We start from the raw sequence: 21,114 nt of genomic DNA, 5'->3' as shown, positions 1-21,114 counted from the left end.
GGGAGACGGCCCTCGCGCTCAGGTACGACTACAGCCCGAGGTCGCCCTCGAACGCGCCCTCTTCCAGGCGGTTCTTCACCGCGGTGAGGAACCGGCCCGCGTCCGCGCCGTCGACGAGGCGGTGGTCGTAGGTCAGCGCCAGGTACACCATGGACCGGATGGCGATGGTGTCGTCGCCGCCGGAGTCGGTCACCACGACCGGCCGCTTCACGACCAGGCCGACACCCAGGATCGCCACCTGCGGCAGCTGGATGATCGGGGTGTCGAACAGCGCGCCCTGGCTGCCCAGGTTGGTCAGGTTGAACGTCGCGCCGAACAGCTCGTCCGGGGTGACCTTGTTCGCCCTGGTGCGCGCCGCGAGGTCGGCGATCTTGTGCGAGAGGCCGCTGATGCTCAGGTCACCGGCGTCGCGGATGGCCGGGGTGAGCAGGCCGCGCTCGGTGTCCACCGCGATGCCCAGGTGCTCGGCGCCGTGGTAGGTGACCTCGTTGGTCTCGTCGTTGATCGAGGCGTTGAGCTTCGGGTGCTGCTTGAGCGCCTCGACCGCCGCCTTGGCGAAGAACGGCAGGAAGGTCAGCTTGACGCCCTCGCGCTGCTCGAACGCGGTCTTGGACTTGGCCCGCAGCTTGGCGATGCGGGTCACGTCGACCTCGATCACCTGGGTGAGCTGGGCCGCGGTCTGCAGCGACTCGACCATGCGCCGCGACACCGTCTGGCGCAGGCGGGTCAGCTTCTGCGTGGTGCCGCGCAGCGAGGCGTCCGAAGTGGACGCGGACGGCGCCGGCGAGGCCGCCGCGGCGGGCGCCGGGGTGCTGGGCGCGCTCTGCTGCGGGGCCGGGGCCTTCTTGGCCTCGGCGGCGGCGAGCACGTCCTGCTTGCGGATGCGGCCGCCGACCCCGGTGCCGGAGAGCCCGGACAGGTCGACGCCGTGCTCGGCGGCCAGCTTGCGCACCAGCGGGGTCACGTACGGGGAGCCACCGCCGTTGCTCGACGGCTCCGCCTTGGCGACCGGCGCGGGCTCGGCCTTGGGCGCCGCCTGCTGGGGCGCTTCCTGCTTGGGCTCCGGCTTCGGCTCCGCCTTCGGGGCCTCCTGCCTCGGCTCGGCCTTGGGGGCTTCCTGCTCGGGCTCCGGTGCCTGCTCCGCCGCGGGGGCGCTGCCAGCCTCGCCGATCACCGCGAGCTTGCCGCCGACCTCGACCGTGGCGTCCTCACCGGCGCTGATCTCCAGCAGGGTGCCCGCGACCGGCGACGGGATCTCGGTGTCGACCTTGTCGGTGGACACCTCGACCAGCGGCTCGTCGACCTCGACGCTGTCGCCGACCTGCTTGAGCCAGCGGGTGACGGTGCCCTCGGTGACGCTCTCGCCGAGCGCGGGCATGGTCACGTCGGTGCCCTTGCCGTCGCCGCCCTTGGGGGCGTCGGCGGAGGGCTCCGGCTTGGGCGCCTCGGCCTGCGCCTGCGCCTGCTCCGGCTGCGCCTCGGGCTCGGCGGCCTGCTCGGCACCGGAGTCGGAGCTCGCGTCGGAGCCGGCACCCGGGTCGGCGTCCGAGCCGTCGCCGATGATGGCCAGCTGCGCGCCGACCGCCACCGTCTCGTCCTCGGCGGCGACGATCTTCTGCAGCACACCGGCGGCGGGCGAGGGGATCTCGGTGTCGACCTTGTCGGTGGACACCTCGACCAACGGCTCGTCGAGCTCGACGGTGTCGCCCTCCTGCTTGAGCCAGCGGGTGACGGTGCCCTCGGTGACGCTCTCACCGAGGGCGGGCATCTCAACGGAGAACGCCATGGTTGTTCAGACTCCTCGTGCTTGCTGCTTGGCTGACGGGCGGGTTGGGGCTGAGCCGTCCACGGTCAGCCGTGCACGTGCAGGGGCTTGCCCGCGAGGGCGAGGAACGCCTCGCCGAGGGACTCGTTCTGGGTGGGGTGGGCGTGCACCAGCGGGGCGACGTCCTCGGGGGTGGCCTCCCAGCTGTAGATCAGCTGCGCCTCGCCGATCAGCTCGCCGACCCGCTCGCCGACCAGGGTGATGCCCACCACCGGGCCGTCGGGGGACTTGACCAGCTTCACACCGCCGCTGGTCTTGAGGATCTGGCTCTTGCCGTTGCCGGAGAGCGCGTAGACCAGCGTCTCCACCGAGCCGTACTTCTCCTTGGCCTGCGCCTCGGTCAGGCCGACGGAGGCGACCTCCGGGTTGCAGTAGGTGACCCGCGGGATGCCCGCCTCGTCGATGACCTTCGGGTTCTGGCCCGCGATGTCCTCGGCGATGAAGATGCCCTGCTGGAAGCCGCGGTGCGCCAGCTGCAGGCCCGGCACCAGGTCGCCGACGGCGTACACGCCGGGCAGGTTGGTGCGCAGCCGCTCGTCGGTGAGCACGAAGCCGCGGTCGAGCTTGAGCCCGGCCTCCTCGTAGCCGTGCCCTGCGCTGTTGGGGCCGCGGCCGACCGCGACCAGCAGCAGGTCGGCCTCCAGGCTCTCGCCCGACTCCAGGCTGACCACGACGCCGGTGTCGTCCTGGGTGGCGCCGGTGAAGCGGACCCCGGTCTTGAACTTGATCCCGCGCTTGCGGAAGGCGCGCTCGAGCTGCTTGGAGGCCCACTCGTCCTCGGCCGGGACCAGCCGGGGCAGCGCCTCGACGATGGTCACCTCGGCGCCGAAGGAGCGCCACACGCTGGCGAACTCGACGCCGATGACGCCGCCGCCGAGCACGACGACCTTGCTCGGCACGTAGTCGAGGTTGAGCGCCTGGTCGCTGGTGATGATCCGGCCGCCGATCTCCAGGCCGGGCAGCGAGCGCGCGTACGAGCCGGTGGCGAGCACGACGTGCTTGCCGGTGTAGCGGGTGCCGTCCACCTCGACGGTGTTCGGGCCGACGAAGCTGCCGGTGCCCTCGACGACGGTCACCTTATTCGCTTTAAAGAGGCCCTGGAGCCCCTTGTAGAGACCGGAGACGACACCGTCCTTGTAGGAGTTGACGCCCTGGATGTCGATTCCCTCGAGGGAGGATTTCACCCCGAACCGGTCGCCCTCGCGCGCGTTGTCGGCGACCTCGGCGGCGTGCAGCAGCGCCTTGGTCGGGATGCAGCCGCGGTGCAGGCAGGTGCCCCCGACCTTGTCTTTCTCCACCAGGATGACCGAGAGTCCGAGCTCTGCGGCGCGGAAGGCGCAGGCATAGCCACCGGACCCGCCACCCAGGATCACAAGGTCAGCGGAGGTGTCAGTCACGGGATCTCCTCGACGAACGACAGCGACGGTGGTGCCGGTGCGTGGCGTGGTCGCGGACCCCGCCAGCCACCACAAGACATCTTGTCACTACGCGGGCCACGCCTGCGAGGTGGCCGGGGTGTCCCAGACCCCTGTTCGGGTTACTCCCCGGTACCCCGATCGGGGTCGGGGACAATGGTGGTAGCGGAGACGGATAGCGGAGGTGGCACAAGTGGGTCTGTTCGACTCGCTGCGCAGGAAGCAGAAGCCGGGCGTGCTGCGCTCGGCGACCAAGCAGGACACCGCTCACCTGGACGAGTGGGCGGGCAGCAGGCACGGCGTGGAGGCCTACGTCGAACCCCGCACGAACGTGACGGACACGACTGTGGTGCTCGTCGCGCACGACGGCGAGTGGACCAGGCGGCGCATCCCGGACTTCGACGCGGCGCTGGACTTCGGCAAGAAGCGCGGCATCCCGGTCTACGAGGTCGCCAGGGTCGGCTACCCGCAGCGGATGCGCGACTACATGGCGCGGCAGAAGCGGCAGGGCAAAGGCTGAGGGGCGGGTGCGCGACCGCACCCGCCCCCCGCTCAGCCCGGTGTCCGGCCGTTGCCGACTCAGCCGTTCTCGGCGATGTCGGCCAGCACGGCCGCGATCGTGCGCACCGGCACGCCCGTGCCGCCCTTGTGGGTGTAGCCGTACGGGCCGCCGACGTTGTACGACGGGCCCGCGATGTCGATGTGCGCCCACGGCAGGCCCGCCGGGACGAACTCGCGCAGGAAGATGCCCGCCGCGAGCATGCCGCCCCAGCGGTGCCCGGTGACGTTGGCCAGGTCGGCCAGCCGCGAGTCCAGGTCCGCCCGCAGCTCCTCCGGCAGCGGCATCGCCCAGCCGCCCTCGCCGGTGGCGCGCGCGATCTCGGCGACCCGGTCGCGGAACTCGTCGGAGCCCATCACGCCCGCGGTGCGGTTGCCCAGCGCGATCGGCTGCGCGCCGGTCAGCGTGGAGGTCTCGATCAGGTAGTCCGGGGCGTCCTCGGCGGCGCGCACGATGGCGTCGGACAGGATCAGCCTGCCCTCGGCGTCGGTGTTGAGGACCTCGACGGTCTTGCCGCCGTACATGGTCAGCACGTCGCCGGGGCGGTAGGCGTCACCGGAGGGCATGTTCTCCGCCATCGGCACCGTCGCGGTGACGTGCAGCGGGTACTTGAGCTTCGCGGCCAGCACGACCGCGGCGATCACCGCCGCCGCGCCGCCCATGTCGGAGCTCATGACCTCCATGTTGGGCGCGGGCTTGATCGAGATGCCGCCGGTGTCGAAGGTGATGCCCTTGCCGACCAGGGCGACCCGCTTGCGCGCCTTGGCGCCCTTGTAGGTGATGCGCACCAGCCGCGGCTGCCGGGTCGAGCCGCCGCCGACGCCGAGGATGCCGCCGAAGCCCGCCTTGCGCAGCGCCTTCTCGTCGAGCACCTCGACCTCGAGGCCCGCCTCCTTGGCCAGCGTGGTGGCGCGCTCGGCGAACGAGGCCGGGTACAGGTCGTTGGGCGGGGTGTTGACCAGGTCGCGGGCGGTGGTGACGGCCTCGGCGATCGCGGTCGCGGCCTTGAGGGTGGCCCGGTGCTCCTTTGTGCTGCCCTCGGCAGGTGCGGCGAGGTCGACCTTCGCCAGTTCCGCGCCCGCGGCGTCGGACTTGTAGGTGGAGAAGGCGTAGGCGCCCAGGACGGTGCCCTCGACGGCGGCCTGGAGGTCCACAGTGGACAGGGTGTTGACCACGTGCTTGCTCGAGCCGAGCGCGCGGGCGGCGGCACCGCAGGCGCGGCGCACCTGCTCGGGGGTGATCGACCCGTCCTCGGCGGGCTTGCCCAGGCCCGCGGCGACGACCAGGCGCGCCTTGAGCTTGCCCAGGGTCGGGACCTTCACGACCTCGTCCGCCTTGCCGGTGGCGCCCAGCGCGGCCAGCACCTCGGCCAGGTTTCCCTCGAACGCCTCGTCCACCGCGTCGGCGCCCGCGGCGAGCGCGGCACCGGAGCCGTTCTGGACGGTGCCGACGACGATGGCGTCGACGGGGGCCTGCGCTACCGGTGTGGTGGCCAGGGCCAGCTTGGGGGCGGTCACAGGTGTGCTCCTCGGATGTCGCTCTGGTGGACCGGGCCGGAGTCCTCGTGGGACTGTCACGGACCCTGGTCCGGGGGGTCCTACGGCCAGGTAATGACGCATGCTAACGAGTTGGTCGCGGCTTTCAACCAGTGGTCGGATGGAGATCGCGGCGCGTGTCTGGCACGGTTGTGCCCGTGACAGCGATGGGACAGGTCCGCGGTGCCGCCTGGACTAGGGTGCCCGCCGCCGCGGCGGCCGCCCTCGGTGCGGGGGTACCGCTGGTCTGCGCGCCCGCCGCCGCTGCCGCCGGGTGGTGGTCGGTGGCCGGGGTGGCACTGGCCGGGCTTGTGGCCCTGTTGACCGCGGTGTCGCTCGCCGATCTTGCCGCCCAGTCTTGTCTCACCGGGGTTTCCGCGCATGTCAGAACCCGACTGGGCGTCCTACCGGGACGCATGGCGGGCGTGCTCGACATCGGCGGCCGGGTGGTCGGCGCCGCCGCGGTCGCCGGGACGGCGGGCGCCTACCTGGCGCCGTCGCAACCGAAGGTGGCCGCGGTCGGCGTGGTCGTGGTGGTGGCCGCAGCGGCGCTGGGCCGGGCGGCCTTCTCGGCTCCGTCGCGGTGGGTAATCACAGGTGTGACGATCGTCACTCTGGTCGTGTTCGTGACAACGGGGCTGGCCATCGAGCCCGTCCAGCAGGCCGTCGCCGCGACCGCGGGCAGCCCCGGGTCCGATGATCCCACCGGCGTGATCGCCGCCGCGGGCTTCTTCGCCTTCGGTTTCCTGGGCGTCGAACGCGCGGTCGGCACCCGGGCGCGGGTCGGGATCGTCGCGGTCGTCGTCGTGGCTGTGGGTTACCTCCTGGTGTGCGTCGCGGCGCTGCGCCAACTCGGCGGGCCGCGCCTCGGCCTGTCACCCACCCCGTTGCGGGACGCCCTCGCCGCCGCGGACGGCGCCGCGATCGACCCGATGCTCACCGCCGGGATCCTCGTCGGCTCACTGCTCGCGGTGCGGACGCTGCTCGCAGGCGCCGGGGTCGGGCTGGCGGACCTGGTCGAGGCGGGGGAGTTGCCCGCCGCTGCTACCACCCGTCGTCACCTGATCACCGCTGTCGCCGCTGCCGCGGTGGCCCTGATGGTCGACCCGGCGACGGCGGTGGCCATCGCCGCGACCCTGCTGCTGGGAGCCGCGGCGTTCCTCAACTCGGCGGCGCGCACGCTCGCCCGGCCCCAGCGCTCGTCATGGGTGCCGACGGGGTGCTGCGGGCTCGCGCTCAGCGTCGTGGTCGGCGTCAACATCTCGACGGGCTCGTTGCTGGCGGCGGTGGTCGTGCTGTTCATCGGCGTCGGGCTGTGCACGCTGCGTGTCCGGCGGGCCGCGGTGGCCGACCCGCCGGAGTGACGTCAGGTAGTCGGGCGTCCGAGTATCGGGATAGGCGATTTTCCGGCAGCTCATCAGCGGATACTGTGCTCAGGTATGACGCCTACGCTGCCGTTCACGCGGACCCCCAACCCAGACCCGGCGACCCCGGAGCGGGTTGCGGAGGTACTCGCCAGGCCGGGCTTCGGGCAGTTCTTCACCGACCACATGGTGACCATCCGCCACACCGGCGACGAGGGCTGGCACGACGCCAGGGTCGAGCCGTACCGGCCGATCACCCTGGACCCCTCCGCGATGGTCCTGCACTACGGTCAGGCGATCTTCGAGGGGCTCAAGGCCTACCGGCAGCCCGACGGCTCGATCGCCTCCTTCCGCCCCGAGGCCAACGCCGCCCGGTTCAACGCCTCCGCCCGCCGCTTGGCGATGCCGGAGCTGCCGGAGGACCTCTTCCTCGCCTCGCTGCGCGAACTGGTCGCCGCCGACGCCCGCTGGGTGCCGGAGCAGGCGGAGGAGTCGCTGTACCTGCGGCCGTTCATGATCTCGACGGAGGCCGCGCTCGGCGTGCGCCCGTCCAACGAGTACCTCTACGTCGCCATCGCCTCCCCGGCGGGCGCCTACTTCGCGGGCGGCGTCAAGCCGGTCACGGTGTGGCTGTCCACCGAGTACGTGCGCGCCTCCCCGGGCGGAACCGGCGCGGCCAAGTTCGCGGGCAACTACGCCGCGTCGCTGGTCGCCCAGGCCCAGGCCGCCGAGAAGGGCTGCGACCAGGTCGTCTGGCTCGACGCGGTGGAGCGCCGCTGGGTCGAGGAGATGGGCGGCATGAACCTGTTCTTCGTCCTCGGCAGCGGCGCCGACGCCAGGGTCGTCACCCCGGAGCTCTCGGGCGCCCTGCTGCCCGGCATCACCCGCGACTCCCTGCTGACCCTCGCCGCCGACCTCGGCTACGGCGTCGAGGAACGCCGCATCTCCACCGAGGAATGGGAGAAGAAGGCCGACTCGGGCGAACTCACCGAGGTCTTCGCCTGCGGCACCGCCGCCGTCATCACCCCCGTGGGCCACGTCAAACACGCCGACGGCGACTTCTCCATCAGCGGCGGTTCGACCGGCCCGGTGACCACGCGACTCCGCGAAACCCTGACCACCCTCCAGCGCGGCGGCTCCCCGGACACCCGGGGTTGGCTGACGACGCTGAGCTGATCTTGGTTTCTCCCGCGCCCCCGGTCTTGCGGCCGGGGGCGCGGTGCGTTCTCTGTCTATTGTGGACACTCTCGGGCGCTGTCCTGCCCTGGTTGATCTCCGCCTGAACGACTTGCGCCTGCGTGGCTGTTCTTGATGTGGTGGGTTGCCTCCGACCTGGCGATTCCTTGGCTTGGCCGTCTTGAGATTCACCCGGTTCAGCGACAGAAGTTGTCCACATGTGGATCTTCGCCCGGCCGTTTCAAGATCGATTGTCGGCGGCTCCCGGTAGGCTGGGACCTGGGACGCCCCCCGGAGAGGGTGGGGGCTGGGGCCGGACTGGCGTGCGCGCGAAGCGGTCTGGGGCGGTGTAAGCGGCAAGAGGTCCGGCATGGGCAAGAGCGCTGTCGTGGGGCAAGTCTGCGCGGGCTGCTGTCTGGGTTGAGTGGAGCCGGTCGGGTCGAGAGGGTCTGCCCGGGCTAAGCGGGGGCGTCTGGGGTGAGGGGGCTGGCGAGAGGCGGGAGCCCTGGGGCGGGTGGGAGAGCTGACGCGGGGCGCGTGGCTGGCTTGCGGCGAGGAAGCTGTTGTGGGGCAAGGTAACCAGCGCGGGGTGGGGGAGCTGGGCTGGAGCGCTGATGTGAGGCGCGGAAGTCGGCGTGGGGCAAGAGGGCCAGGATGAGGGTGGAAGCCAGCGCGGGCCTCAAGGGCTGGCGGCGGGGTAGGGGAGCAGCGGCGGGCCTAGAAGGTCGGTGAGAGGCGAGGAGTCAGCGCGGGCCTAGAGGGCCGGTGCGGGGTGGGAGAGTTGCGGCGGGCCCAGAGGGCTGGTGTGAGGCGCGGAAGTCAGCTTGGGCCTGGGGGCGAGTGTGGGGCGGAAGCCAGCGCGGGCCTGAGGGCTGGTGCGGGGTAAGAGGACTGGTGTGAGCGCGGATGTCAGCGTGGGGCTATAGGGCGAGTGTGGGGGCGGAAGTCAGCGCGGGCCTAAGGGCCGGTACAGGGTGGGAAATTGCGGCGGGCCCAGAGGGCTGGTGCGAGGTGGGTAGGCCAGCGCGGGGTGAGAGGGCTGGTGTGAGGCGCGGAAGCCGGTGTGGGCACAGGCTGGTGTGAGGCGCGGAGTCAGGGTGGGGCTAGAGGGCTGGTGCGAGGTGAGGAAGCCAGCGCGGGGCTAGAAGGCCAGTGTGAGGCGCGGATGTCAGCGTGGGGCAAGAGGGTCAGTGTGAGGGCGGAGGCCAGCGCGGGCCTGAGGGCTGGCGCGGGGTAGGAGAGTTGCGGCGAGCCTATAGGGCCGGTACAGGGTGGGAAATTGCGGCGGGCCCAGAGGGCTGGTGCGAGGTGGGTAGGCCAGCGCGGGGTGAGAGGGCTGGTGTGAGGCGCGGAAGCCGGTGTGGGCAGAGGGCCAGTGTGAGGCGCGGATGTCAGCGTGGGGCTAGAGGGCGAGTGTGAGGGCGGAGGCCAGCGTGGGCCTAGAGGGCCGTTGCGGGCTAGGAGAGCGGCGGGGCTAGAGGGCTAGAGGGCTGGTGTGAGGTGGGGGGAACCAGCGGAAGCAAGAGAGCTGGCGTCGGGTTGCGAGGGCGACTCGGGTTAGAGGTGGGGCCCGAGAGGCTGGGTGGGCGGGGATCACCACTCGCGGGGGAGGGGGGTTGGGATGTGCGGGGCCACCAGGTCGACCAAGGCGTCAAGAGCTGGGTCGGTGTGGCCTACGAAGAGGTGTTTGCAGGCGGCGAACGGGATTACCTCTGCCTGGGGGATGGCGGCGAAGTGGGTGCGGGCGGCGGCGGGGCGGATGTAGTCGTCCAGTTCGGGGATGAGGCAGCGCAGGGGTTTGCCGGACTCGGCCCACGCGGTGAGGTGTTCGGGTTGGCTGCGGCGCAGGGTGGGGGCCAGCAGCAGCGCGCCCGCCACCTCCGGGCGCAGGCCGTGCATGAGCACCAGGTCCGTGCCGAACGACCAGCCCGCGAGCCAGACCTCCGGCAGCCCCGCCTGGGCCACGAACGCGAGCGCGGCGTCGATGTCGTGCCGCTCGGCGCCGCCGTCGTCGTGGGTGCCGGTGCTGGTGCCGGACTCGCTGACCGTGCCGCGCGTGTTGAACCGGAACGTGGCGATGCCCGCCAGCGCCGGGAGCCGGGCGGCGGCCTTGCGGATCAGGTGCGTGTCCATCGACCCGCCGCCGGTCGGGTTCGGGTGCACCAGCACAACGGTCGCGGTCGGGTCTGTCTCCGCCGGTAGCGCCAACTCCCCGGCGAGGCGTTCGCCGTCGGCAGTCGTCAGGACTACCGGTGTGCGGCGGGCGGGTAGGACTGTGTTCGGTCCGATCCTCGTCACCCGCCCATCTCACCACCGACCGGGCGGGCGGCGGGCGCGGGAGTTCCAGCAGTGCGGGTGCCAGTGCCTGCGCTGCTCCACCGACCCGTACTCCTGCGCGGGCCACACGACCAGGTGCGGCGTGCCCGTCCGGATCTCGTGGTCGCACCCCGGGCAGCGGTACACCTTCGTCGCCTGCGCGCCGGGGATGTGCCGGACCTGCCAGTCGCCGTCACCGCCCGACTCGACGCGCTGGCTGCCGAGGCCACCGCCGAGGGGGCGTGGCTCGTCGTCTCGACGGGAATTGTTGCGGCGCGGCACAGGTCACCAGGTTAGGCGAGGGCGGGTGAGGACCGGGTGACCGTCTCAGGCTGGCGGGCGCAGGCTCATCGGCCCGTACACCTCGTCGGCGCCGTCGAGCAGCACGACCTGCTCCACCCCGGCCGCGAGCAGCCCGGCCCACGCGTCGCCGAACCACGCCTCGGCGGCGTCCTGGTCGGCGAACCCCACGTCCGGACCGGTGACCGGGTTGCCCGATGCGTCCTCATAGCGCCAGCGCAAGCTCACCAGGTCACGGTAGCCCAGGGCTGATCTGGCAGGCTCTTGGTGGACCCCACCATGAGCACGCGGAGGTAGCACGGTGAGCACCGAGTTCCCCCACATCCCGACCCCGGACGCGCAGGCGCACCGGGAGGCTGTGGCGCGCCACTTGACGCTCACCAAGCCCGCCGGGTCGCTGGGCAGGCTGGAGGAGCTGGGTGTGTGGGTCGCGGCCTGCCAGGGCCAGTGCCCGCCGCGCCCGTTCGCCCGGCCGCGGGTCGTCGTGTTCGCCGGTGACCACGGCGTCGCCGCGCACGGGGTGTCGGCGTTCCCGGCGGAGGTGACCGGCCAGATGGTCGCCAACTTCCTGACCGGCGGTGCCGCGATCAACGTGATGGCCGCCGTGGCCGGTGCGACCGTGCGCGTGCTCGACCTGGGGGTGGACACCGACGCGGAGTTCCCCGAGCAGGTCACCGCGCACAAGGTCCGCCGCTCGTCCGGCTCGGTCGACCGGGTGGACGCGCTCACCGACGACGAGGTCTACGCCGCCATCGCCGCGGGCCGCGCCATCGCCGACGAGGAGGTCGACGGCGGCGCCGACCTGCTGGTCGCGGGCGACATGGGCATCGCGAACACCACCCCGGCCTCGATCATCATCGCCGCGCTCTCCGGCAGCGAGCCGGTCGCGGTGGTCGGCCGCGGCACGGGCATCGACGACCAGGCCTGGATGCGCAAGGCGGTCGCCATCCGCGACGGCCTCCGCCGCGCCCGCCGGGTCAGCGCCAACCCGGTCGCGCTGCTCAGGACCGTTGGCGGTGCCGACATCGCCGCCATGGCCGCGTTCCTCGCCCAGGCCGCCGTCCGCAAGACCCCCGTCATCCTCGACGGCCTGGTCTCCGGCGCGGCCGCGCTCGTCGCCGAGGAACTGGCCCCGGGTGCCTCCGAGTGGTGGGTCGCCGGTCACCGGTCGGTCGAGCCCGCGCACGCCCTGGTGCTCGAGCAGCTCAACCTCACCCCGATCCTGGACCTGGACCTCCGCCTGGGCGAGGGCACCGGCGCCATCGCCGCCCTCCCGCTGGTCACCATGGCCGCCCGAACCCTCGCCGAGATGTCCACCTTCACCGACGCGGGCGTCACCGAGGGCGACATCCGGCTCCCCGCGGCCGTGGACGAGAACGGCCGCAACGGCGGCTGGCGCTAACCCGTCTCCTCACGCTCCGCCGCGGCCGACGGCTACCTCCGCGCGCGGATTCCGTGACGCACGGTGGAACGCCCCAGTGAGCGGACCGGGCGCCGGGGTGGTCTTGTCCCGGGGTGGTCGACCGGGATGGTGGGGCTCAGCCGTTTGGTGCGGATAACGGATGGGCGGTTCGTGGTGGCTGGCGAGAGGGGGGTCTCGTGCGATTCCATGGTCATCATGGATCGAGTGCACGCCTTGCCGTGTCCCCAGCCCTGGCGTAGGACCGATGGATCACCGAACCCGGCGGGGGTGCCGAGCGGGGTGGTCGCGACCGTCGAGGCCGAGGGGGCGGCGGGGTTGTTGCTGCCGACGCGGCCCGCGACGGTGGCGGCCGGGGTGGTGCTGGTCCTGGTGGGGTTGGGGCTCGCGGTGCCGGGCGGGCTGCTGATCGCGGGGGGCGGTGGGCTCGCGGTGGTCGGCGGGGTGGTCCTCGGGCTGCTCGGCCTGCTGCTGCTCGCCGCCGGGGTGTTCGCGCTGACGAGGAAGCAGCGCGACTCCGGGATCGTGCTCACCCCCGAGCACGTCGTGCTGACCTGGGTGCGGCCGGTCGTGCGGGTGCCGTGGACGTCGATCACCGAGGTGCGGCCGCTCGCGCTGCGGGTCGGGCGGTCCAAGGGGGCGCTGAGCCAGAACTACCTGGGGTTCGCCGCACGCGACCACGACGTCACCGGGGAGCGGATGCGCAAGGTGGCGGTCAAGTTCGGGCCGGACCTGGTGTGCGCGGTGCCGATGCGGACCCTCAACCTCGACCAGCTCGTCGTCCTGCACGCGCTGCGGTTCTACCTGGCCAACCCGCACCACCGGGCCGAGCTCACCGGCGACGACGCGGTGCGCCGGGTCACCGCCGGGCAGCTGACCGAGGGCTGAGCGCCAGAATGGGCACCGTGCAGCCACTGCTCCTCTTCCACGCCTTCCCGCTCGACGCCCGCATGTGGGACGGGGTGCGCGACGGCCTCGCCGAGCACGCCCGGGTGATCACGCCGGACCAGCGCGGGTTCGGCAGGTCACCGCTCGGCGCCGCCGTCCCGTCGCTGGACGTGGTCGCGGCGGACGCGATCGCGCTGCTGGACTCCCTGGCCATCGACCGCGCGGTCATCGGCGGCTGCTCCATGGGCGGTTACGTCGCGATGGCCTTGCTGCGGGCGGCTCCCGAGCGGGTCTCGGGCCTGTTGTTCGTCGACACCAAGGCCCCTGCCGACACGGAAGAGGCTGCGGCTAACCGACTCGCCATCGCTGAACGTGCCGAGAGAGAGGGCATCGTGCCGTGGCTCGCGGACACCATGCTGCCTGTTCTCGGTAGCCCTGCCGTCCACGGGCAGGTCCGTGAATGGCTAGAGGAGCAGTCACCCGAGACCGTCGCGTGGACACAACGCGCGATGGTGGCTCGACCGGACTCACGGGACACGCTGCGCGCGACCAACGTCGACACGCTTGTCGTGCACGGTGACGCTGACGGCCTGATGCCCGTGTCGCTGGGGGAGGAGCTGGCCGACCTCACGCGCGGGTCGCTGGTAGTCCTACCGGGAGTCGGTCACCTGCCGCCGGTAGAGGCGCCGGAGGCGTTCGCCGCCGTCGTCGGGCCCTGGCTGGCCTCGGTCCGGTAAGGGGTTCCCCGGTCCGAGCCCCGCCCACAAGGGCTCGGACCGGGGGTGGTCCGCTCCGTCCGAGACGCGCCGCCGCCGCGGACCGGAGTCCGGGTACAGGGGGGTGCGGGACACCTCGGATATCGCCACGTGCTCCTCTTCCGGTACGCGGCGGACCGCGGTCCTGGCGGCCCGACGCGGCACGCCGCGTCCGACCCCTGGGTGACCGCGCACCGAGACCGGTCTCCGTGCGCGGGTGCTGAAGTCTGCGCTATCACCCAGTGCTATGACCAGACCCTTGTCGACAAAATCTGCCCCCGATCGCGCGACCGTGACCAGCCTCTTGATCGCTTCACGCCCCTCTCCGTGATGGCTCGCCACCCGTTCGTGGGCTCGCTGCTCGGGGCTGCCTGTGTCGCCGCTGGGCCTGGCCACGCGCGAACATTCACCCGGTTCAGCGACAGAAGTTATCCACATGTGGATCTTGTTCGGGGTGCTTTCAAGATCGACTGTCGGGGGGTGCCGGTAGGCTGGGACCTGGGACGCCCCCCGGTGAGGGTGGGGGCTGGGCCGGGTCGGGACCGCGTGCGCGCGAGGCGGCTGGGTCGGGGGCGTGGGGGCTGCGGGGGTCAGGTTGTGTGGACGATCAGGACGTCGACGGTGGATTTTCGGGCGGTTTCGGCGGGGACCGAGCCGAGGATGCGACCCGCCAGGGTGTTGAGGCCGCGGTTGCCGACGACGAGCAGGTCGGCGTTGTGGTCGGCGACGACTTTGGCCAGGGCCGGGGCGGGGTCGCCCGCGATGACGACGGTGTCGATGGTGGTGGCGCCCGCTCGCCTGGCGCGTTCGGCGGCGGTGCGCACCGACTCCTCGGCCGGTGCCGAGCCGACGACCTGGTAGGCGACGTCGGCGCCGAGGGCGTCCTGGGCGCGCTCCACGTCCCGGCCCGTTCTGGGCTGGTAGGCGGAGGTGATGACCAGGGTCGCCCCGCTGTCGGCGGCGATCGCGGCGGCGCGCTCGACGGCGCGGAAGGACGAGTCGGAGCCGTCGGTGCCGACGACCACGGTCTGGTAGGCGGTCATAGTCCCTCCCGGTGGCTACTTGCCAGTAGACTTAACCAGGACAACGACCGATCAAGCCAGGGGTAGCGGGATCCGGGTCACACGTGGGGAGCACATGACACCTGTCGAGATGCTGGCCGTGGCGATCCGGGAGGCCGAGGCGGGCCGCGCCTCCGGTGGCGTCCCGGTCGGCGCCGCGCTGTTCGGCCCGGACGGCGACCTGTGGGGCAGCGGCCACAACCGCCGCGTCCAGGACGACGACCCGACGATCCACGGCGAGACAGCTGCCTTCCGCGCCGCGGGCCGCCGCCGCTCCTACCGCGGCACGACGATGGTCACCACGCTGTCCCCGTGCTGGTACTGCAGCGGCCTGATCCGCCAGTTCGGCATCACCGCCGTCCTCATCGGCGAGTCCCGAACCTTCACCGGCGCCCACGACTGGCTGGCCGCCCACGGCGTCGCGGTGACCGTCCTCGACGACCCCGGCTGCGTCCGCATGATGACCACCTTCATCGCCGAGCACCCCGACCTCTGGCACGAGGACATCGGCCGCTGACCAGGCTCGGGGTCACAAGCCGTTGGTCGCCATCCACGCCGGGTCGGGGGCGATCTGCTGCACGAACTCCACCACCGGACCCGGCGAGGCGACGAAGAAGTGCCGCTGGCCCCAGGGTTCGTCCCGGCATCCCGCCACGACCTGCACTCCGGCGGCGAGCAGTTCGGACTCCAGCGCCCGGGCGTCGTCGACGACGAACGCCAGCACTGTCCCGGCCGTCGCCACGCGCACCTGCGGTGGCATCGCCGGGTGGTCGCGGTGGACGAAGTCGACCATGAACGACGGGTCGTCCGGGTGGCCGAGGTCGACGTACCAGCCGAGGTCGACTGTGACGGTTGCGCCCAGGTGGTGGACGAAGAAGTCCCGGCACGCCGCCGGGTCGTCGACCATGAACGCCACCGCGAACCTGCTGAACCGCATTCCCGCTCCTTCCACTATGCTTGTAGTACTGTAACCGTAGTGGTCAAGGAGGTTCCACCGTGCCCAACCCGGCCCGCCGGACCGCGCTCGCCGACGCCGCCATCGACGTCCTCGCCGAGGAGGGCGCCCGCGGTCTGACCTTCCGGGCGGTCGATGCCAAGGCGGGGGTTCCGGCGGGGACGACGTCCAACTACTTCGCCAGCCGGGATGCTCTGTTGGCCGCCGCAGGTGCGCATGTCTTCGTCCGCCTCGCGCCCGACCCCGCCGAGGTCGATGCCCGGTTGCGGCAGCCGCGGGATCGCGAGCTCGTCGCCCGGTTCATGCACGACATCCTCGACCGGGCGACCGCCGACCGGGCCGGACACCTGGCGCTGCTCGAACTGCGGCTGGAGTCCACCCGCAAACCCGAACTCGCGGCGCTGTTCACCGACACCATGACCCGCGGCCTGCGCGACAACACCGCCTTCCACCTCGACGCGGGCCTGCCCGGCGACCGGACGACCGTTGAGCTGCTGCACGTCGCGATGACCGGCTTGATCGTCGAGCACCTCACCCTGCCCGGTTTCCTGGGCCGCGCGGCCGTCACCGTGTTGATCGACGCGCTGGTGGACAAGGTCGTCACGCCGGGCGAGTGACCACAGTGGACGACAACGCGCCGTCGTGCTGTCAGTCACATCGGCGCGCTCTGAATCGCTACTCATGAGTAACGTCCCGCTGCACCGCAGGTCCGACGAACCCCAGGAGGTCCGCCGTGCAGGAGATCCTCGACGCGATCCAGGCAGGCGAGCGGGAAGCCGTTGGCGCGCTGCCGGTACCGGAGCACTACCGCGGGATCACCGTGCACGCCGACGAGGTCGAGATGTTCGACGGCCTGGCCGCGCCGGACAAGGACCCCCGCAGGTCGCTGCACCTCGACGAGGTCGCCACCCCCGAGCTGGGACCCGGCGAGGCGCTCGTCGCGGTCATGGCCAGCGCGATCAACTACAACACCGTGTGGACCTCGATCTTCGAGCCGGTCTCCACCTTCAAGTTCCTCGAGCGCTACGGCCGGGTGTCCCCGCTGGCCAAGCGGCACGACCTGCCCTACCACGTGGTCGGCTCCGACCTGGCCGGTGTCGTGCTGCGCACCGGGCCCGGCGTGCACAACTGGAAGCCCGGTGACGAGGTCGTCGCGCACTGCCTCAGCGTCGAGCTGGAGGGTCCCGACGGCCACGACGACACGATGATGGACTCCGAGCAGCGCATCTGGGGCTTCGAGACCAACTTCGGCGGGCTCGCCGAGCTGGCGCTGGTCAAGTCCAACCAGCTGATGCCCAAGCCCGCGCACCTGACCTGGGAAGAGGCAGCGTCACCGGGGCTCGTCAACTCCACCGCATACCGGCAGCTGGTCTCTCGCAACGGCGCTGCCATGAAGCAGGGCGATGTAGTGCTCATCTGGGGCGCGTCCGGTGGCCTCGGCTCTTACGCCACGCAGTTCGCGCTCAACGGCGGCGCTATCCCGGTGTGTGTGGTGTCTAGTAAGGAGAAGGCGGACATCGCGCGCAAGATGGGCGCCGAGCTGATCATCGATCGCAGCGCGGAGGGGTACCGGTTCTGGAAGGACGAGCACACCCAGGACCCGCGCGAGTGGCAGCGGCTCGGCGCCAGGATCCGCGAGCTGACCGGCGGCGAGGACCCGGACATCGTCTTCGAGCACCCCGGCAGGGAGACCTTCGGCGCGTCGGTCTACGTGGCCCGCCGCGGCGGCACGATCGTCACCTGCGCGTCCACCTCCGGGTTCCTGCACCAGTACGACAACAGGTACCTGTGGATGAACCTGAAGCGGATCATCGGCTCGCACTTCGCCAACTACCGCGAGTCCTGGGAGGCGAACCGGTTGATCGACAAGGGTTTGGTCCACCCGACGCTGTCCAAGACCTACCCGCTCGCCGAGACCGGGCAGGCCGCGCTCGACGTCCACCGCAACGCCCACCAGGGCAAGGTCGGCGTGCTGTGCCTGGCGCCGGAGGAAGGGCTCGGCGTGCGCGACCAGGCCAAGCGGGAACGGCACTTGGACGCCATCAACCGCTTCCGCGGCGTGTGACCGCTCCCCGGCGGCCACGCGTTGGGCACGTGGCCGCCGGGGAGCACCACTCACCGATCTACTCGTAAGTGGTCTATCCGATGCAGGTAGCGTGGGCGCATGGGCTTGGGTGAGGAACGCGATCTTGTACCGCTCGGTGCCGGTTTCGACATCACCAAGCGGGGCTACAGCCGCGCGCAGGTGGAAGAGCACCTCGAGCGGCTCGACGCCGAACTGCAGCTGCTGCACGCCGACCGCAACGCCGCCGTCTCGCAGGCGACCGACCTGGCCAAGCAGCTCGAGTCCGCGCGCGGCGACCTCAGCGACCTGCGCGGCCAGATCGACCGGCTCTCCCAGCCGCCGACCACCCTGGAAGGGCTGAGCGAGCGCCTGCAGCGGATGCTGCGGCTGGCCACCGAGGAAGCCCAGGAGACCCGCTCCCGCGCCGACGCCGAGGCCAACGGCATCCGCGCCAAGGCCGAGGCCGACGCCGGTGCGCTGCGGCAGCGCTACGAAGGTCTCATCGCCGAGCTCGACGCGCGCCGCGCGGCCATGGAGGCCGAGCACCGCGGCATCGTGGACAAGGCCCGCGCCGACGCCGAGCAGACCGTCGGCACCGCCCGCGCCGAGGCCGCCCGCCTGGAGGCCGAGTCCGAGCGGCGCCGCACCACGGTCGAGGAGGACTTCGACATCGCGATGTCGGCCCGCCGCACCGAGGCGATGCGCGCGCTGGCCGAGCAGGAGGCCACCAGCAAGACCGAGGCCGAGCGCCGGGTCCGCGAGGCCACCGAGGAGGCCAACCGCCGCCGCCACGACGCCGCGACCGAGGCCACCGCCCGCCTGCAGGAAGCCACCAGCGAGGCGCACCGCCGGGTCCGCGAGGCCACCGAGGAAGCCAACCGCCGCATCAGCCACGCCGCCCAGCGCGTCGCCGCCCTGCGCGCCCTGCGCTCCCGCGTCGCCGACCAGCTCCACTCGGCCCGCGACCTCATCGCCGACGCCCACGTCCAGCTCGCGGACGCCGCCCCGATCCTCGACCCCCTCCCCGAGGAACGCGTCACACCCCCCAAGACCATCGACGGCAGCCCGGCCGACGAATCCCCCACCCAGGCCATGAAGCCGGTCGTCGGCCCGCCGAAGGAACATTGGGAACCAGCCGAGGTCGAACCGGAACGCGCCCCCGCCGCCCCCCAGGGCCGCCCCGCGGAGCCGTCCACCCCCGCCGCCTCCCCAGCCGACCGCACCCAGAAACTGGTCCGGCCGACCACTCAGCCCAAGCGGCCTGCGGCTCGCCGCTAGTTCTACCGCTCTCCACCCCGCAAGCCCGGTGTCCTAGCGACGCCGGGCTTGTTGGCGTTCACTGAGGGCCAGCAACGGCGTGGCGGTGGGTGACAGGCGAGGGGGACGTCACAGTGAGGGGAGGTTTCCGGGTGGGGAACGGCACGTGTCAGGGGGGTGGGGGCGGGGCATGTTGTGGGCGGTTGATGTGTGGCGGCGTGGCCATGCCTGGGTGAAAAGGGACAGACGGGTGAGTAGCGCTACCGGGGTCGGGCAGGAGCGAGGGTTCTTCGGGCACCCGCGGGGGTTGGCGAACCTCTTCGGCACGGAGATGTGGGAGCGGTTCTCCTACTACGGCATGCAGGCGATCCTGCTGTACTACTTGTACTTCTCCGTCGCCGAGGGTGGGCTCGGGGTGGACAAGGCCACCGCGGCCGGGATTGTGGGGGCGTACGGCGGCTCGGTCTACCTGGCGACCATTGCCGGGTCGTGGGTGGCGGACCGGTTGTTCGGGCCGGAGCGGACGCTGTTCTACAGCGGGGTGCTCATCCTCGTCGGCCACATCGGGCTCGCGGTGCTGCCCGGGGTGGCGGGTGTCGCGGTTGGACTGATCTGCGTCGCGATCGGTTCTGGGGGGCTGAAGGCGACGGCGACCACGCTCGTCGGCGCGCTCTACGAGGACGGTGACGAGCGCAGGGACGCCGGGTTCTCCATCTTCTACATGGGCATCAACATCGGTGCCCTGGTCGGCCCGCTGCTGACCGGGCTCCTGCAGACCCGCCTCGGCTTCCACTGGGGCTTCGGCCTCGCCGCGGTCGGGATGGCGGTCGGCTTGGCGCAGTACGCGCTGGGGCGCAAGAACCTCCCCGAATCCGGCAAGGTCGTGCCCAACCCGCTCGACGGTCCGGCGAAGCTGCGCGCGTTCGGCGCCATCGCGGTCGGGATCGCAGCCATCGTCGTCCTCGCGCTGACCGGTGTGGTCGACGCCGACAACCTGGCCACCGTCGTCACCTGGGTGATCGCCGCCGCCGCGGTCACGCTGTTCGCGGTGCTGCTGCTCAGCCGCCAGGTCGACCGGGTGGAGCGGCAGCGCGTCCTGGCGTTCATCCCGATGTTCCTGGTGAGCTTCGGGTTCTGGTCGCTGTTCCAGCAGCAGTTCACCGTGCTGGCGATCTACGCCGAGGAGCGGGTGGACCTCGACCTGTTCGGCTGGCAGATCCCGCCGTCGTGGTTCAACTCGGTCGAGCCGCTGTTCGTGGTGCTGCTCGCCCCGGTGTTCGCCGCGCTGTGGGTGCGCCTCGGCGACCGCCAGCCGTCCACCCCGGTGAAGTTCGCCATGGGCGTCGGCGCGATGGGCGTCGCGTTCCTGGTGATGGCGCTGCTCGGGTTCATCGAGGGCGAGCACGTCGTCCCGCCGCTGCTGCTGGTCTTGGTGCTGATCATCTTCGTGCTCGGTGAGCTCTGCCTGTCGCCGGTAGGACTGTCGCTGTCGACCAAGTTGGCCCCGCGCGCTTACACCGCGCAGATGGTCGCGCTGTTCTACCTATCGCTGGCGCTGGGCAGTTCCGTCGCCGGTGCGCTCGCCGAGTACTACACCGCTGACGCCGAGACCACCTACTTCGGCATCCTCGGCGCGGTCGCGATCGGCCTCGGTGTGGTCATGGCAGCGCTGACCCCGTTCGTGCGCAAGCTGATGAACGGCGTCCGCTAGAGGCCTGGAGCAGCTAATGCCCGGGAGCGGGCTCCACCAGTTCGACCAAGACCCCGCCCGCGTCCTTCGGGTGCACGAAGTTGACCCGGCTGTCGCTGGTCCCGCGCCTGGGCTCGTCGTAGAGCAGCCGCAGTCCCGCGGCGCGCAGGGCGTCGGCGGCGGCCACGACGTCGGTCACCCGGTAGGCGAGCTGCTGCAAACCGGGGCCGTTGCGCCCGAGGAACTTGGCGATCGTGGAGTTCTCGTCCAGCGGCGCCAGCAGTTGGACCGCGGTGCCCGAGCCGTCGTCACCGGGGGCGCGCAGCATCGCCTCGCGCACGCCCTGCTCGGTGTTGACCTCCTCGTGCACGGGCTCCAGTCCGAAGTGCTCGCGGTGGAAGGCGATAGCGGCGTCGAGGTCGGGAACGGCGATCCCGACGTGGTCGATCGCCACGACGAAGGGAGCGACTACATCGCGCATGACGTGAGGATACGCCCTTCCTACTGATGGGTAACCAGGGCCTGTGCGGCTG

The 21,114-nt window shown here is 71.7% G+C and carries 20 protein-coding genes; 11 read left to right on the top strand and 9 right to left on the bottom strand.

The features are described 5' to 3' along the window. Window positions 1-28: 28 nt before the first annotated feature. Both sucB and lpdA read right to left on the bottom strand, forming a co-directional pair. A complete protein-coding gene (gene sucB, locus BMY07_RS10190; protein WP_092776853.1) occupies window positions 29-1,786 on the bottom strand; it encodes a 2-oxoglutarate dehydrogenase, E2 component, dihydrolipoamide succinyltransferase in 1,758 nt (585 codons plus the stop codon). A 65-nt stretch (window positions 1,787-1,851) separates the two neighbouring features. Continuing rightward, window positions 1,852-3,222: a dihydrolipoyl dehydrogenase gene (gene lpdA, locus BMY07_RS10185; RefSeq protein WP_092776851.1), complete on the bottom strand. Its 1,371-nt coding sequence runs from the start codon at window positions 3,220-3,222 to the stop codon at window positions 1,852-1,854. 202 nt (window positions 3,223-3,424) lie between these two features. Here lpdA and BMY07_RS10180 point away from each other — a divergent pair, with 202 nt between their 5' ends. Beyond that, window positions 3,425-3,760, top strand: coding sequence for an oxidoreductase (locus BMY07_RS10180; RefSeq protein WP_092776849.1), 336 nt, complete (start codon window positions 3,425-3,427; stop codon window positions 3,758-3,760). Window positions 3,761-3,819: 59 nt separating this feature from the next. On the opposite strand, the gene BMY07_RS10175 is transcribed toward BMY07_RS10180, so the two are convergent. Then, the gene (locus BMY07_RS10175; RefSeq protein ID WP_092776847.1) at window positions 3,820-5,316 is read right to left on the bottom strand and encodes a leucyl aminopeptidase; all 1,497 of its coding nucleotides are present in this window, start codon (window positions 5,314-5,316) and stop codon (window positions 3,820-3,822) included. Window positions 5,317-5,492: 176 nt separating this feature from the next. On the opposite strand from BMY07_RS10175, the gene BMY07_RS10170 reads away from it, so the two are divergent. Both BMY07_RS10170 and BMY07_RS10165 read left to right on the top strand, forming a co-directional pair. Beyond that, the gene (locus BMY07_RS10170) at window positions 5,493-6,698 is read left to right on the top strand and encodes a hypothetical protein (protein ID WP_143073423.1); all 1,206 of its coding nucleotides are present in this window, start codon (window positions 5,493-5,495) and stop codon (window positions 6,696-6,698) included. A gap of 75 nt (window positions 6,699-6,773) precedes the next feature. Further along, the gene (locus BMY07_RS10165; RefSeq protein ID WP_092776843.1) at window positions 6,774-7,874 is read left to right on the top strand and encodes a branched-chain amino acid aminotransferase; all 1,101 of its coding nucleotides are present in this window, start codon (window positions 6,774-6,776) and stop codon (window positions 7,872-7,874) included. A gap of 1,593 nt (window positions 7,875-9,467) precedes the next feature. On the opposite strand, the gene BMY07_RS10160 is transcribed toward BMY07_RS10165, so the two are convergent. From BMY07_RS10160 to BMY07_RS34255, 3 genes are read right to left on the bottom strand one after another with little or no spacing between them, the layout of a single operon-like run. Continuing rightward, window positions 9,468-10,172, bottom strand: a complete 705-nt coding sequence (locus tag BMY07_RS10160; RefSeq protein ID WP_092776841.1) for an alpha/beta hydrolase — start codon at window positions 10,170-10,172, stop codon at window positions 9,468-9,470. A gap of 9 nt (window positions 10,173-10,181) precedes the next feature. Further along, window positions 10,182-10,472 (bottom strand): hypothetical protein, encoded by a 291-nt coding sequence (locus tag BMY07_RS10155; RefSeq protein WP_092776839.1) that lies wholly within the window; start codon window positions 10,470-10,472, stop codon window positions 10,182-10,184. 45 nt (window positions 10,473-10,517) lie between these two features. Further along, entirely contained in the window at window positions 10,518-10,718 is a 201-nt protein-coding gene (locus tag BMY07_RS34255; protein WP_092776837.1) for a hypothetical protein, read from the bottom strand. A gap of 73 nt (window positions 10,719-10,791) precedes the next feature. Here BMY07_RS34255 and cobT point away from each other — a divergent pair, with 73 nt between their 5' ends. The 3 genes from cobT (at window position 10,792) to BMY07_RS10135 (ending at window position 13,535) form a co-directional block, all read left to right on the top strand. Next, on the top strand, window positions 10,792-11,892 hold the full coding sequence (gene cobT / locus BMY07_RS10145; protein ID WP_092776835.1) for a nicotinate-nucleotide--dimethylbenzimidazole phosphoribosyltransferase: 1,101 nt from the start codon (window positions 10,792-10,794) through the stop codon (window positions 11,890-11,892). A 300-nt stretch (window positions 11,893-12,192) separates the two neighbouring features. Continuing rightward, window positions 12,193-12,798, top strand: coding sequence for a hypothetical protein (locus BMY07_RS10140; protein WP_092776833.1), 606 nt, complete (start codon window positions 12,193-12,195; stop codon window positions 12,796-12,798). A gap of 8 nt (window positions 12,799-12,806) precedes the next feature. Continuing rightward, on the top strand, window positions 12,807-13,535 hold the full coding sequence (locus BMY07_RS10135; RefSeq protein WP_092776831.1) for an alpha/beta fold hydrolase: 729 nt from the start codon (window positions 12,807-12,809) through the stop codon (window positions 13,533-13,535). A 608-nt stretch (window positions 13,536-14,143) separates the two neighbouring features. Here BMY07_RS10135 and BMY07_RS10130 read toward each other — a convergent pair. Further along, window positions 14,144-14,596 carry a universal stress protein gene (locus BMY07_RS10130; RefSeq protein WP_092776829.1) on the bottom strand — a complete coding sequence of 151 codons (453 nt, stop codon included), beginning with the start codon at window positions 14,594-14,596 and terminating at the stop codon, window positions 14,144-14,146. Between the two features lie 94 nt (window positions 14,597-14,690). Here BMY07_RS10130 and BMY07_RS10125 point away from each other — a divergent pair, with 94 nt between their 5' ends. Next, the gene (locus BMY07_RS10125) at window positions 14,691-15,131 is read left to right on the top strand and encodes a nucleoside deaminase (RefSeq protein ID WP_245782302.1); all 441 of its coding nucleotides are present in this window, start codon (window positions 14,691-14,693) and stop codon (window positions 15,129-15,131) included. A 12-nt stretch (window positions 15,132-15,143) separates the two neighbouring features. Here BMY07_RS10125 and BMY07_RS10120 read toward each other — a convergent pair whose 3' ends face one another. Continuing rightward, entirely contained in the window at window positions 15,144-15,551 is a 408-nt protein-coding gene (locus tag BMY07_RS10120) for a VOC family protein (protein ID WP_092776827.1), read from the bottom strand. Between the two features lie 59 nt (window positions 15,552-15,610). Between BMY07_RS10120 and BMY07_RS10115 the strand changes: the two genes are divergently transcribed. The 4 genes from BMY07_RS10115 to BMY07_RS10100 all read left to right on the top strand — a co-directional run bounded on the left by BMY07_RS10115 (window position 15,611) and on the right by BMY07_RS10100 (window position 20,602). Next, complete coding sequence (locus tag BMY07_RS10115; RefSeq protein WP_092776825.1) at window positions 15,611-16,186, top strand: TetR/AcrR family transcriptional regulator; 576 nt, start codon at window positions 15,611-15,613, stop codon at window positions 16,184-16,186. 116 nt (window positions 16,187-16,302) lie between these two features. Further along, on the top strand, window positions 16,303-17,634 hold the full coding sequence (gene ccrA, locus BMY07_RS10110; protein ID WP_092776823.1) for a crotonyl-CoA carboxylase/reductase: 1,332 nt from the start codon (window positions 16,303-16,305) through the stop codon (window positions 17,632-17,634). 99 nt (window positions 17,635-17,733) lie between these two features. Next, window positions 17,734-18,912 (top strand): chromosome segregation protein, encoded by a 1,179-nt coding sequence (locus tag BMY07_RS10105; RefSeq protein ID WP_092776821.1) that lies wholly within the window; start codon window positions 17,734-17,736, stop codon window positions 18,910-18,912. A gap of 229 nt (window positions 18,913-19,141) precedes the next feature. Further along, window positions 19,142-20,602, top strand: a complete 1,461-nt coding sequence (locus tag BMY07_RS10100) for a peptide MFS transporter (protein ID WP_092776819.1) — start codon at window positions 19,142-19,144, stop codon at window positions 20,600-20,602. A 13-nt stretch (window positions 20,603-20,615) separates the two neighbouring features. Here the strand turns inward: BMY07_RS10100 and mce are convergent, their stop codons facing one another. Continuing rightward, window positions 20,616-21,062, bottom strand: coding sequence for a methylmalonyl-CoA epimerase (gene mce, locus BMY07_RS10095; protein WP_092776817.1), 447 nt, complete (start codon window positions 21,060-21,062; stop codon window positions 20,616-20,618). Window positions 21,063-21,114 lie beyond the last annotated feature (52 nt).

The organism is Actinokineospora terrae, from assembly GCF_900111175.1.
In the GTDB taxonomy this organism is placed as follows: Bacteria; Actinomycetota; Actinomycetes; order Mycobacteriales; family Pseudonocardiaceae; genus Actinokineospora; species Actinokineospora terrae.
Note: the sequence above shows the minus strand (reverse complement) of the source record. Positions and strands in the feature narration are given on the sequence as shown.